The 13,740-nt window shown below is 59.3% G+C and carries 11 protein-coding genes; 6 read left to right on the top strand and 5 right to left on the bottom strand.

Annotated features, from left to right (window positions below):
- Nucleotides 1-33: 33 nt before the first annotated feature.
- Complete coding sequence (locus ACW9IR_RS00780; protein ID WP_095118844.1) at nt 34-1,026, top strand: LacI family DNA-binding transcriptional regulator; 993 nt, start codon at nt 34-36, stop codon at nt 1,024-1,026.
- 47 nt (nt 1,027-1,073) lie between these two features.
- On the opposite strand, the gene ACW9IR_RS00785 is transcribed toward ACW9IR_RS00780, so the two are convergent.
- The 4 genes from ACW9IR_RS00785 to ACW9IR_RS00800 all read right to left on the bottom strand — a co-directional run bounded on the left by ACW9IR_RS00785 (nt 1,074) and on the right by ACW9IR_RS00800 (nt 5,990).
- A complete protein-coding gene (locus ACW9IR_RS00785) occupies nt 1,074-3,476 on the bottom strand; it encodes a TonB-dependent receptor (RefSeq protein WP_457461175.1) in 2,403 nt (800 codons plus the stop codon).
- 67 nt (nt 3,477-3,543) lie between these two features.
- Nucleotides 3,544-4,491, bottom strand: coding sequence for a FecR domain-containing protein (locus ACW9IR_RS00790; RefSeq protein WP_457461177.1), 948 nt, complete (start codon nt 4,489-4,491; stop codon nt 3,544-3,546).
- A complete protein-coding gene (locus tag ACW9IR_RS00795; protein WP_038361341.1) occupies nt 4,491-5,000 on the bottom strand; it encodes a sigma-70 family RNA polymerase sigma factor in 510 nt (169 codons plus the stop codon). The genes ACW9IR_RS00790 and ACW9IR_RS00795 overlap by 1 nt, the downstream gene beginning before the upstream one ends.
- A gap of 90 nt (nt 5,001-5,090) precedes the next feature.
- Nucleotides 5,091-5,990 carry a helix-turn-helix domain-containing protein gene (locus ACW9IR_RS00800; protein ID WP_457461179.1) on the bottom strand — a complete coding sequence of 300 codons (900 nt, stop codon included), beginning with the start codon at nt 5,988-5,990 and terminating at the stop codon, nt 5,091-5,093.
- Between the two features lie 162 nt (nt 5,991-6,152).
- Here ACW9IR_RS00800 and ACW9IR_RS00805 point away from each other — a divergent pair, with 162 nt between their 5' ends.
- From ACW9IR_RS00805 to ACW9IR_RS00825, 5 genes are all read left to right on the top strand, one after another.
- Nucleotides 6,153-7,511, top strand: coding sequence for a glutamine synthetase family protein (locus ACW9IR_RS00805; protein ID WP_457461181.1), 1,359 nt, complete (start codon nt 6,153-6,155; stop codon nt 7,509-7,511).
- 160 nt (nt 7,512-7,671) lie between these two features.
- Nucleotides 7,672-8,760: a polyamine ABC transporter substrate-binding protein gene (locus ACW9IR_RS00810; protein WP_457461183.1), complete on the top strand. Its 1,089-nt coding sequence runs from the start codon at nt 7,672-7,674 to the stop codon at nt 8,758-8,760.
- Nucleotides 8,757-10,058: an NAD(P)/FAD-dependent oxidoreductase gene (locus ACW9IR_RS00815; protein ID WP_457461185.1), complete on the top strand. Its 1,302-nt coding sequence runs from the start codon at nt 8,757-8,759 to the stop codon at nt 10,056-10,058. The genes ACW9IR_RS00810 and ACW9IR_RS00815 overlap by 4 nt, the downstream gene beginning before the upstream one ends.
- A 185-nt stretch (nt 10,059-10,243) precedes the next feature.
- Nucleotides 10,244-11,899, top strand: coding sequence for a PqiB family protein (locus tag ACW9IR_RS00820; RefSeq protein WP_110718535.1), 1,656 nt, complete (start codon nt 10,244-10,246; stop codon nt 11,897-11,899).
- Nucleotides 11,900-11,915: 16 nt separating this feature from the next.
- A complete protein-coding gene (locus tag ACW9IR_RS00825; protein WP_102899800.1) occupies nt 11,916-12,470 on the top strand; it encodes a PqiC family protein in 555 nt (184 codons plus the stop codon).
- A 6-nt stretch (nt 12,471-12,476) separates the two neighbouring features.
- Here the strand turns inward: ACW9IR_RS00825 and ACW9IR_RS00830 are convergent, their stop codons facing one another.
- The gene (locus ACW9IR_RS00830) at nt 12,477-13,322 is read right to left on the bottom strand and encodes a site-specific integrase (protein WP_457461252.1); all 846 of its coding nucleotides are present in this window, start codon (nt 13,320-13,322) and stop codon (nt 12,477-12,479) included.
- Nucleotides 13,323-13,740: the final 418 nt, after the last annotated feature.

Here is a 13,740-nt window from a genome sequence, read left to right on the forward strand (position 1 = left end):
GATTCTGCGTCAACCTGACCGGCCGCACTTCGCATGACTTCAGTGAAAGACGTTGCACAACTGGCCGGCGTGTCCCTGATGACGGTGTCTCGAGCGCTCAATACTCCGGAAAAACTGAGCCCCGAAACCCTCCTACGGGTGCGTCGTGCCATTGATGAACTGCAATTCGTACCCAGCCTGTCAGCGCGCAAGATGCGCGGTGACAACCTCCAGTCGCGCACCATTGGTGTGTTCGCGCTGGACACTGCGACCACACCCTTCGCGGTCGAGCTGCTGCTGTCCATTGAACAGACCGCGCAGCAGGCCGGCTGGAATGTCTTTATCCTCAACCTGCTGAGCAACCCGCCCACCGACCAGAACATCGACCTGATGCTGTCGCACCGTCCGGACGGCTTGATCTTCAGCGCCATGGGGTTTCGCCAGGTCAGCATTCCCGAGCGCTTGAAGAGCAAGCCTCTGGTGCTCGCCAATTGTCTGGCAGATGACAGCAGCCTCGTCAGTTATGTGCCCGACGACGAAATGGGCCAGTATCGCGCCGTACACCACGCGTTGAGCCTCGGCTACAAGCGTCCTCTGTGTATCAATCTGCCGAAACAGAGTCTGGCATGGGGGCTACGACAAAAGGGTCTGCAAAGTGCCTGTCAGGCATTCGGACTGGCGCCTGACACTCTCCTGCAATACGACCTTTCCGATCATGATGCCTACAGTGAAACAGCCGCCATTCTCGACCGGCATGTCATTGATGGTCGCCCCCAATTCGATATTCTGATCTGTGGCAACGACCGCATTGCCTTTTGTGCCTATCAACTGTTGTTGGGGCGTGGCCTGAAAATTCCCGACGATGTCGCCGTGCTCGGCTACGACAACATGATCGGCATTGCCGAGTTGTTCATCCCGCCGCTGACCACCGTGCAACTGCCGTACTACGAGATTGGGCGCCAGGCTGCACGGCATCTGATCGAGACCCTGGAGCTATCGGGAACTCAGCGAGTTGACTGTCCATTGGTGGTCAGGACATCACTCTGAGAGTGGGTCAGCTCGCTGATAGCACGCTTTTGATTTTCCGAGTGGAATCAGAAGTCCACCGTCGCTGAAAGCAGGTAGGTTCTCGGTGTCGACAACGTCAATCCCGGCTCACTGTCATCGGACGCCCCTGCCGAACTCCAATAACGCTTATCCAGCACGTTCTCGATATTCCCGCGCAGGGTGATGGTTTTCTCATCGACTTTGAAGGCGTACCGCGTACCTACGTCGAAGCGCTCCCAGGAATCGATTTCCTTCTCGTTGGACTGATCCAGATACTGCGAGCTGGAATAAATGCCCCGCGTTGTCAGCGTCAGCCCTTGCACAGTCGGCACGTCCCACTCGGCGCCCAGATTGACGTTGTATTTCGGCGTCGCCGGCGCGCGATTGCCGTCGAAGGTGCCATTGGTGGTCTTGGTCAATTCGCTGTCGATGTACATCACGCCGCCGAGCAAACGGAAGCCTTTGAGCGGTTCGCCGAACACGCTCAACTCCACGCCATTGTTCTCGCGCTTGCCATTGGGGCCGAAGACTCGCGTGGTGGCGTTGGTTTCGTACGCCGGTTGCTTGATGCGAAACACCGCAGCGGTCAACGCGTAGGCGCCGGCATCGTACTTGGCACCGACCTCGACCTGGCGGCTAATGAACGGTGGGAAGATTTCGTCTTCGTTGATGGAAGTCGACGGCGCGATCTTGCCTTGGCTCAGGCCTTCCATGTAGTTGGCGTACAGCGACAATCGGTCCGTGGCCTTGAACAGAATCCCGCCCGATGGCGAGACCTTTTCTTCGTCGTAAGCCGTGTCGCCTTTGACGCCATCGCTCCAGTCATCAACTTTCACCCGCTGCCAGCGAGCGCCGAGGGTCAGCAGTAATCGATCGTCGAAAAAGCCCAGGGTGTCGGACAGCGCTACGCCGCTGAAGCGGTTTTCGGTATAGACCTTGGCGTCATTGCGTGTCGGCGTGCCGGGTTTCGCCGTTTCCACCGGGTCATACAGGTTGCTGCGGCCTGCCGCGTAACGTGCGCCGCCGTTCTCGAAATCCATGTAGAAGTAGCTGGCCGCGAGGTTGACCTCATGGCTCACCGGCCCGGTGTGGAACCAGTTGCGCACACCTGCCGTGGCGGTACGGACATTCTCGTCGCGGGTGAAATCACGCGGTTGCACGCTGAAGTCGCCGGCATCGTTGGTCACGGAAACCGCATGCCGAAGGAAGTCGTGATTGCTCTTGCGAGCGCCAACACCGCCGTACAGCATCACCGAGTCATTGACGTCGAACTCGGCGTTGACTGTGCCGAAGGTGTCCTCGGTTTTCGCCTGGCTCCACGGTTGCGCGTAGTTGCGATGCACCTTATTGGCGCTCGGAACCTTGGCATTCGCCGCGACCTGCACGCGCTCCTGCGGCGCGTCGGTGTCGCGCTCGGTGTGACCGATATCGGTCGAAAGCCGTAGCCGCTCACCGCGAAAATCCAGGCCGAGCACGGCCATGTCACGGTCGACACTTTGATGATCCCATTCGGTATCACCGGACTGCTTGACGCCGTTGAAGCGCAGGCCGAACTGGTTGTCCTCACCGAAACGACGGCCGACATCCACTGCGCCGCCGACCTGATTGTTCGACGCATAATTAGCCGTCAGCGAAGTGATCGGTTTGTCGGTGGCACGCTTAGGCACCACGTTGATCCCCCCGCCTACGCTGCCCCGCGGCGAAATGCCGTTGATGAGCTGGCTCGGGCCTTTGATGATATCCACACGATCGGCCATTTCCATATCAATGGTGTACGTCGGCAACACGCCATAGAGCCCGTTGTACGCCACGTCACTGTTGAACAGACTGAAACCACGGATGGTGAACTGCTCATAGCGCCCACCGGCCGGATTGGTTGCACGCACCGATGGATCGCTGGAAATCAGATCGCCCAAGGTGCGCGCCTGCTGATTCTTCACCGCCTCGCTGGTGTAGGTGGTCATGCTGAACGGGGTTTCCATGAAGTCTTTCGACCCCAGCAAACCCTGCGAGCCCCGCCGCGCGACCTGGCCGCCGGCAAACACATCGGCATCGCTGGAACCGGTGGCACCGAGAATCGACGTCGGCGCCAGTTGCAGGCTGCTGCCCTCGGCCACTGGAATCAGTGTGTAGGCCTGCTCGCCCAGCGGTTGCAGTTGCAGACCGGAACCCAGCAACAAGCGAGCGAACCCCTCCTCCACAGCGAATTCGCCGGACAAACCGTTGCTGTTGCGGCCACTCACCAGTGCCGGATCGACCGACAGATTGACCCCGGCCAACCCGGCAAAGCGGGTCAGTGCGGCGCTCAAACTGCCGGCCGGCACCTGGTAACTGCGCCGAGCGTTGTCATCGGCCCAACTGGACTGGATCAACACAGGGCTGGCACTCAGGCTCAGCAGGAGGCTCAACTGCAACAACGGACGCAAACGACTAGGGAATACTGCGGGCATTGGAAGAAGCTCTCGATTTTGTTCACTTACCTGCAATGACCGGTGAGGCGAAAAAAAGGGACAGGCTTCAGACGAAATTTTTTCGCGGCGTCAGCGTTACCCAGAAACGCGTGCGCGAATGCACCTCCAACGGCAGGCTCGCCGCCAGCAGCGCCAGCACTTTATCGGTGTCGTCGAGACGGAAACTGCCGGTGACACGCAGACGTTCAAGTGCCGGCTCCCAGCGCAGAAGCCCCGAGCGATAACGGCTCAACTCGCGCAGGAAATCCCCCAACGGCTGGTTTTGCGCCATCAACACACCGTCACGCCAGCCCGGCATTTTGGCGTCGAACAGCGCGATCGGTCCGGCGCCGGAGGCCTGCAAATTGACCTGTTGCCCGGCGTTCAACTGCAGCGCCGGCCCGTGCAACGGCTGCAATTGCACCGAACCGCTGACCACCGACACGGTGCAGTCACGCTCGTTGAGGCGCACGCAGACTTCGCTGCGGCTGACAATGATCCGACCGTACGGCGCGTTGACCGTCAATGCCGTGCTACCCGGAACGTTGAGCGCCATTTCGCCGCGCACCAACGTCAATTGACGGCTGGCCAGATCGACGTTCACCGCACTGGCGGTGTTCAGATGCAAGGTGCAGCCGTCGGCCAGCCGTGTACGCGTGTGCTCTCCGGTGGAAGTCTGCAAATCCGCGCGCCAGACGTCGAGCGGCAACTGGCGACTGATCAACCACGCCGTCGGCACCAGCGCCGCCAGACCCAGCGCCCTTTTCAGAGTTGCACGCCGCGCCAGATCCGGGCGATCGAGTGTGGCCATGGCCAATTCTGCTGGCAGACTGGAAAAGCGCTGGCGCAGTAATTGAATCTTCTGCCAGGCGTTTTCATGGCGGCTATCGCTGTCGCGCCAGTGCTTCAGTCGCACGTGATCGGCTTCACTGGCCTCGCCGGATTCGAGCAATGCCAACCACTGTGCGGCGGCACGTGCCACTTCACGCGCTTCGGTGTTAGGAACTACACGCATCATAGATCCAACATCAAACAATGCTCGTAAGCCATTGCCATATAACGCTTTATACTGCGCTCAGAGACCTGCAAACGTTCGGCGATTTCACGGTAGCCGAGGCCTTCGAGCTGACTCAGGAGAAAGGCCCGACGCACCGCTCGCGGCAAACCATCGAGCAGCTCATCCAGCGCTTGCAGGGTTTCCAGCAGCAGCCAGCGCTGCTCGGGCGACGGCACGCATTCTTCGGGCAACTGCGCGAGGGCTTCGAGATAGGCCTTTTCCAGGCTGCGACGGGTGTAGAAATTGCTCAGCAGGCGTTTGCCGACTGTCAGCAAATACGCCCGCGGCTCACGCATATCGGCAATCGGCTGAGCGCTGCACAGCACGCGCAAGAAGGTATCCTGGCTCAGGTCCGCCGCATCCCAGGCATTGCCCATGCGCCGCCGCAACCAGGTTTCCAGCCAGCCTCGGTGATCGCGATACAGTTCGTGCAGGTGCTGCGGCGATGGCGTCGCTGCTTCAGTCATCTCAAGAGTCCTGCGCGAAGTCAGTTTCAAATGAGAGTGATTCTATTTAACTTCAGCGCCGAGACAAAGCCTTTTTAACCGCCAAGGCTTTCATGAGCGCTTCAAGGTCTCGCTCGGCAACTCCTTGAACAACGCCCGGTAACTGCTGGAAAACCTTCCCAAATGCCAGAACGACCACTGCATCGCCACCTCGGCAACCGTAGTTTCCGTCGGCCGGCGCTTGAGCAATTCACGGTGTGCACTGTTCAACCGGCGCAGGCGCAGCCAGTGACTCGGGGTCATCCCGGTGTAGGCCTTGAACGCCTGCTGCAATTGCCGCAACGGCACTCCGGCCACGTGGGAAAGTTCGAGCAGATTGACGGTGTCTTCCGGCGAATCCGCCGCCCATTCCCCTACGCGTTTCATGATCATCCGCTCTTCAGTACGACGCTGTAAGCCGCCGCGATCGAGACTTGTGTGAGCGTTGTCGAGGATGAACAAACAGTCTTCGAGCAGCTGCTTTGTCAGCGAATCTTTATCAAGCGGATCAACAGCTTGCGACAACTTTGTGAGAATCGAGCTTAACCAGCGACTGAACAAGGCGTTCTGCCCGCAATTGAGTTGCGTCATGAACAAGCCTTCAAGTTTCGCCACATTCAGACCGTGCTGACGGACAAACTCCGGACCGAACACCACGGCGATTTCCTGGTAGTTCTCCGGGGTGATCCAGATATTGCGGCTCTCTTCATTGAGCAAATAAAGCGCGTTGTCGCTGCGATCAAAACAGAACGCAAGAGCACCCGATGGCGCGCTGAAATTCTGCTCGACGCGGGTGTTCATCTGCTCTTCATAGACCTCGACACCCTGCAGATCCAGATAGCGGATCTGCCCGGCGAAATGGCCCGGCGACATCTGTTGGTAATGCTGGACCCAGCCCGGTGTGGCGCGAACTTGCTCAGCGACATCGGCGGTGTTGAAAGCTTGAACCTGGAGCGGATTGCACGTCGTCATGGGGTGACCTTGCGCACTCTTTTGGTGCGCTTTGGTGCTGCTTAAAGTGGATAGATGGAACTGCAAGGCTCGCCCAAGATAGTCGTCAACGCGCCACAGGGGAAGGGGCGGAAGATGAAACCCGCCCTCCCCGGCGTCTATAAAACCAATAACGAGGTCTTTATGAATGCCCCTTTCGATCAGCTGTTCACGTGGCTGAAAGATCACAAGATTACCGAAGTCGAATGTGTGGTCAGCGACCTGACCGGCATTGCCCGCGGCAAGATCGCACCGACCAACAAGTTCCTGCATGAGCGAGGCATGCGCCTGCCGGAAAGTGTGCTGCTGCAAACGGTAACCGGGGATTTTGTCGACGACGACATCTACTACGACCTGCTTGATCCTGCCGATATCGACATGGTCTGCAAGCCCGTGGCTGACGCGGTCTACGTGATTCCATGGGCGATCGAACCGACCGCCATCGTCATCCACGACACCTTCGACAAGTTCGGCAACCCGATCGAACTGTCGCCGCGCAACGTGCTGAAGAAAGTCTTGCAGCTCTACACCGACAAAGGCTGGAAGCCGATTGTGGCGCCGGAAATGGAGTTCTACCTGACCCAGCGCTGCGAAGACCCGGACTTGCCGCTGAAAGCACCGCTAGGCCGCTCGGGCCGTGCTGAAAGCGGCCGGCAGTCGTTCTCCATCGATGCTGCCAACGAATTCGATCCGTTGTTTGAAGACGTCTACGACTGGTGCGAACTGCAAGGTCTGGACCTCGACACGCTGATCCACGAAGACGGCCCGGCGCAGATGGAAATCAACTTCCGCCACGGCGACGCCCTCGATCTGGCTGACCAGATCACTGTGTTCAAGCGCACCATGCGTGAGGCCGCACTCAAGCACAACGTCGCCGCAACCTTCATGGCCAAGCCGATCGGCGATGAGCCGGGCAGCGCCATGCACATTCACCAGAGCGTGGTCGAAATCGCCACCGGCAAACCGATATTCGCCAATGCTGACGGGCAGATGAGCGAGCTGTTCCTGCATTACATCGGCGGTTTGCAGAAGTACATCCCGAAAGTGCTGCCGATGTTCGCGCCGAACGTCAACTCGTTCCGCCGCTTCCTGCCGGACACCTCGGCGCCGGTCAACGTCGAATGGGGCGAAGAAAACCGCACCGTCGGCCTGCGTGTACCGACGTCCAGCCCGGAAGCCATGCGCGTGGAAAACCGCCTGCCGGGCGCCGATGCCAACCCGTACCTGGCTATTGCCGCGAGTCTGCTCTGCGGTTACATCGGCATGGTCGAAGCCATCGCGCCGAGCGCTGCGGTACAAGGCCGCGCTTACGAGCGCCGCAACCTGCGCCTGCCGATCACCATCGAGGAAGCACTGACGCAGATGGAAGAGTGCGAAACCGTTGCGCAATACCTTGGCGACAAGTTTGTCCGTGGCTATGTCGCGGTGAAGCGTGCCGAGCATGAAAACTTCAAGCGCGTGATCAGCTCGTGGGAGCGTGAGTTCCTGATGCTGAGCGTTTAACCCAAATCTGCACAAATCCCTGTGGGAGCGAGCCTGCTCGCGAAGGCGTCAGCACAGTCACCATTGATGTTGCCTGACCCACCGCTTTCGCGAGCAGGCTCGCTCCCACAAGGGATTAGCGAACCACCTGAGAAATCCAATAAATTTAAGAGGTGTCGAAATGCGTCTGTTGAAAACCATGGTTCCCGCCGCTCTGGCCCTGATGTGCAGCATCGGAGCCCAAGCCCAGCCACAAGTCAGCGTCTACAACTGGACCGACTATATCGGTGAAACCACCCTCGCCGACTTCCAGAGCACAACCGGGATCAAGGTGATCTACGACGTTTTCGATTCCAACGAAACCCTCGAAGGCAAACTGCTCGCCGGCCGCACCGGGTATGACGTGGTCGTACCATCCAACCACTTCCTCGCCCGTCAGGTGAAGGCCGGCGCGTTCCTCAAACTCGATCGCTCGCAGTTGCCGAACTTCAAGAACCTCGACCCGAAACTGCTCGAACTGCTGGAGAAAAACGATCCGGGCAACGCGCATTCGGTGCCGTACCTGTGGGGCACCAACGGCATCGGCTACAACGTCGACAAGGTCAAGCAAGTGCTGGGCGTCGACCACATCGATTCCTGGGCCGTGCTGTTCGAGCCTGAGAACCTGAAAAAACTCAGCCAGTGCGGCGTGTCGATGATGGACTCCGCCGACGAAGTCTTCCCCGCCGTGCTCAATTACATGGGCCTGGACCCACGCAGCGAAAATCCGGAAGACTTCAAAAAGGCCGAAGCCAAACTGCTGAGCATTCGTCCTTACATCACCTATTTCCATTCCTCGAAATACGTGTCCGACCTGGCCAACGGTGATATTTGCGTAGCCTTCGGTTATTCCGGCGACGTGTTCCAGGCCGCCAACCGCGCCAAGGAAGCCAAGAACGGCGTGAACATCGCTTACGCCATTCCGAAGGAAGGCGCCAACCTCTGGTTCGACCTGCTGGCCATCCCTGCCGATGCGAGCAACACCAAAGAAGCCCATGCCTTCATTAATTACCTGCTCGATCCGCAAGTGATCGCCAAGGTCAGCGCTTCGGTCGGTTACGCCAACCCGAACCCGGCCGCCAAGCAATACATGGATCCGGAACTGGTCAACAATCCAGAGGTTTACCCACCTCAAGCAGTCCTCGACAAACTCTATATTTCTACCACCCCGCCCCAAGCGATCATGCGTCTGATGACCCGTTCCTGGAGCAAAGTGAAGTCGAACAAATGAATCAGTACACCCAGGAGCACGCCCGCTCCTATTACGCCGCTTCGGCGCGGGCGACCACACCTTATCCAGTACTGGACGGTGACCTGACGGCCGATGTCTGCGTGATCGGCGGCGGGTTCACCGGCGTCAACACCGCCATCGAACTGGCTCAGCGCGGATTGTCGGTGGTGTTGATCGAAGCCCGGCGCATCGGCTGGGGCGCCAGCGGGCGCAACGGCGGTCAGTTGATTCGCGGGATCGGTCATGAGGTTGAAGGCTTCGCCAAGTATGTCGGCCAGGAAGGCGTGCGCTATTTGCAGCGCGCCGGCATCGATTCGGTAGAGCTGGTGCGGCAGCGCATCGGCGACAACGGCATCGAGTGTGATCTGCGCTGGGGCTTCTGCGATCTGGCCAACACCCCGGCGCAATTCGATGCCTTCAAGGATGAATTGGTCGATCTCGCCGAACTCGGCTATGCCCACGAAACCCGCCTGATCGGCCCGGAGCAGATCCGCCAGCAAGTGGTCAACTCCGACATTTATGCCGGTGGGCTGGTGGACATGGGTTCCGGCCACCTGCACCCGCTGGATCTGGTGCAAGGCGAAGCGCGATTGGCAGCGGCGCTCGGCGTGAAGATTTTCGAGCAGAGCGAAGTGCTGGAAATCATCCACGGCCCGACCGTGCAAGTGCGTTGCGCAAACGGCACGGTGCGGGCTGGTAGTCTGGTGCTCGGCTGCAATGCGCATCTGGACGACCTCGAACAACAACTCAGTGGCAAGGTGCTGCCGGCCGGCAGTTACATCATCGCCACCGAGCCGTTGTCCGAGGCACGCGCCGCGCAACTGATCCCGCAGAATCTGGCGGTGTGCGACCAGAAAGTCGGCCTAGATTACTACCGGCTCTCGGCGGACCGGCGCTTGCTGTTCGGCGGTGCCTGCCACTATTCCGGGCGCGATCCGGCGGACATCGCCGCTTATATGCGGCCGAAGATGCTCAAGGTCTTCCCGCAACTGGCGGACGTGCGCATCGATTACCAATGGGGCGGCAAGATTGGCATCACCGCCAACCGCTTCCCGCAGGTCGGCCGGCTCAAACAGCACCCGAACGTGTTCTATGCGCAGGGCTATTCCGGCCATGGCCTGAACGTCACGCACTGGTGCGCAAAACTGCTCGGCGAGGCGATTCATGCCGGTCACAGTCAGGGCATGGACGTGTTCAGCGGCGTGCCGCACATGACCTTCCCCGGCGGCCCGGCCTTGCGCTCGCCGCTGCTGGCACTGGGCATGTTCTGGTATCGCTTGCGGGAAATGCTCGGCTGACAGCACAAACCGCGCTGACACGATCTAATCGTTCCCGGCTTTGATCGTTCCCAAGCTCTGCGTGGGAACGATCAGGTCGCGGTGCATGCGCTATTCACATTTGCTCTATCGCCAAGCACTTCTATATTGATGAGGTGCTTTTGCGTTCCTGACGCTCAGTGCCCAATCAATCGAGGAGGACATGGATGAAGTCGTCAGCCACCGACGAGCCGCGAGCGCCAGGCCAAGCCCCAGTCAAAACCCGCCGTTTCGGCATTTCACTCGTCTGGATCGTACCGATCGTGGCGGTGCTGGTGGGCATTTCGCTGGTGGTGCACAACGTGATGCAGGAAGGGCCGACGATCATCGTCAACTTCAAGACCGGCAGTGGCCTGACGGCGAACAAGACCGAGGTCAAGTACCGCAACGTGGTCATCGGTCAGGTGACGGACGTCGAGTTGAGTGGCGACCAGAAAAGCGTCGACGCCACCATCAAACTGTCCAAACAGGCGGAAACCTTCACGCGCGAAGATTCACAGTTCTGGGTGGTGCGCCCGCGCATTGGCGCCGGCGGCGTTTCGGGCATCGACACCCTGCTTTCCGGTGACTACATCGGCGCCGACGTCGGCCAGTCCGATAGCCGCGCAAAGAACTTCAAGGGTCTGGAAAATCCGCCGCCGATCACCTATGGCGAACCCGGTAAGCGCTTCATGCTGCATGCGCCGGACCTCGGTTCACTGGACATAGGTTCACCGGTTTATTACCGCAAGATCCCGGTCGGCCAGGTCGTCACTTACGCCCTCAACCCCGAAGGCAAAGGGGTCGATATCGAGGTGTTCATTCACGCGCCGAACGACGCGTTCGTCACCGAAAACACCCGTTTCTGGAATGCCAGCGGCATCGACATCAATGTCGGTGCCAACGGCTTTGCCGTGAAGACCGAATCGCTGTCGACCATGCTGGTGGGCGGTATTGCGTTCCGTGCTCCGGATTACAGTCCCAATGATGTGGCCGCCGCCGACGACAAGGATTTCGAACTGTTCGCCGACCAGCAGAGCGCCCTCGCCCCGCCGAACGGCAAGGCGCAATACATGGTGTTGCGTTTCGAACAGTCACTGCGCGGACTCAAGGTCGATGCGCCGGTCGAGTTCCTCGGTATGGAGATCGGCCGGGTCGTGGGCATCAACCTGGATTTCGACGCAAAAAAACGCACCTTCCCGCTTAACGTCGGCATCGTCATTTACCCGCAGCGTCTCGGTCAGGCCTACAAAAAGATGCTCACCGAATTCAAGCACGACCCCAACGACGAAGCCGCTGGCATCCGCCTGCTGGGTACCTTCGTCGATAATGGCCTGCGTGCTCAGGCGCGCAGTGGCAACCTGCTGACCGGCCAGTTGTACGTGGCACTGGATTTCTTCCCGAAAGCGGAAAAAGTCGCGTTCGACCCGACTGCTCGCCCGGTCGTTCTACCGACCGTTCCCGGCAGCCTCGAACAGTTGCAGGAAAAACTCGAAGCCGTGGTCGACAAGCTCAACAAGCTGCCGGTTGATCGCATCGCCAACAACCTCGACAGCAATCTGATCGAGTTGCGCAAAGGCCTGACCCAGTTCAACGCCAAGACCCTGCCGGGCGTGCAAAGCACCCTCGCCGACGTCAGCAAGACCTTGCAGTCCGCCAGCTCGACCTTGGCCGAAGATTCGCCGCAACGCGAGAAGCTCACGGAAACCCTCGACGAACTCGGGCGCATGTCGCGTTCGCTGCGTGAACTGTCGGATTACCTCGGCCGGCATCCGGAATCGCTGATCCGTGGCCGCCCAGATAACGCTGCACCTATCGACTTGAAAGGCCCGCCACGCAACTGAGCACAGGAGCTGAACCATGGCTGTACCGCTGAAAATCACCGTGCTCGCTGCGTTCATGCTGCTGGGCGCCTGTCGCAGCGACCCGATCAGCTTTCACACGCTGACGCCGGTGCAGGTCGCCAACACACGGACCGGCGCGCAGATTCCGATCGAAGCGCTGAGCGTGCCGCCGCAGGTCGACCGTGCGCAAATCGTTATCCGCCAAGGCAACAGCGGCCTGGCGATTCTGGAAACCGATTGGTGGGGGGCGACATTGGCGGATGAGTTGCGCGGTGCGTTGGCCGATCAATTAAGCAATACCAGTGGCCAAGGCAACGTTTCGGTGCGCATCGAAGTGCAACGCTTCGACTCGATCCCCGGTCAGTACGGCCTGATCGACGCCAAATGGCGTTTGCGACCCGTCGGCGCCACTGACAATGGCTTGCTGACCTGCCGTTCGACCCTGCAAACACCGTCCGGCCCGACCATCGATGATCTGGTGGGCGCTCAGCAGCACAACGTCAAACGTCTGGCCGAGCAGATCAGTCGGGCGGCAACCGGCAACGCGCGCACCTGCCCTTCGCCGTCCTGACGGGGCCTACAGATCGAAGCGATCCACCGCGCGCCGCCGCTCGTTGTCATCACGCACATCGTAGTTGGCGGTGGTCTGGATATTGCTGTGGTGCGCGAGCTTCTGCGCAATCGACAAATCATGCTCCTCGATCACCCGCGTGATAAACGAACGGCGGAAATCGTGCGGCATGATCTTCACCCCGACCTGGGCGCCACGCTGGCGGGCGATGTAATAGATCGCGTGTTTGGTGATGCGCTCGCGAGTGATATGGCTGCCGCGACGGATGCGGTTGAACAGAAAAGCATCGTCAGTCTCGCCTTCCTTGAGTTCTGAACGTCGCAGCTCCAGCCACGCATCGAGTTTGGCGAACGCCCAGGCCGGAGCGTACTTGATCAGTTGTTTATTGCCTTTGCCGGTAACGGTGAGGCTGCGCTCGGTGAAGTCGACCTGATTCAAGTCCAGGTCCACCGACTCCGATTTACGCATGCCGGTGCCGTACAACAACGCAATCACCGCCGCATCGCGCAGGCCCTGAGGGCGTGGATCGGCGGCGCAGACTTCCATCAATTCGTGGATCAAGGTGCGCTTCAAGTTGCGCCCCTGAGATAACCGCGTGCCGGCAATGCCCTTTACCGAGCGCATCTTCAGCAAATGGTCCTGACTGATCAGGCTCATGCGCCAGGCTTCATTCATAACGCCGCGCACGGCATTTACATACAGCGACGAGGTATTCGGCGCGTAACCGTCGGCGCGCAATGCGGCGACCAGCGCCACGACGTCTTCCGGTTGCAGCCCGTGCCAGGGGATTTCTTCGATATCCACGTCTTCGAAACCGAGGCGGTCCGCAGCATCCTGCAAGACATAGCGCATGGTCAGTTGGCTGGAAGGCGCCAGTCGCGCCAGATAAATCGTCAGCGGATTAGTGTTGGACGGGGTGGATTCAGTACTCGACAAGTCAATCAAACGAAACGGCCTTGAATAGAAAACAGTTCAACAAAACAACTTAAAAGTGCAAACAAACTTATATAGAGAGCGACTCTTCCGTAAGACTTTTCGACTAAAACAGCCGATGAACGGAAGAAGTCTGAACGGTGGCTGTATGGCTTACAGATAGACGAATCGCCGACCGTTTTTTCATGTTCCTTTGACAAAAACACGCATAACCTTAGTTACAACAGGTTGCCCCGAAAGGCCTGCAACCCTGCCGGCCGCGGACTGGAAAGTCAATCAGGTATTCCCCGACCGGTAACTCAACCCTTTGAAATTCCGTGTTTTTCAGACAATCGGC

The organism is Pseudomonas sp. SDT291_1_S447, from assembly GCF_054070155.1.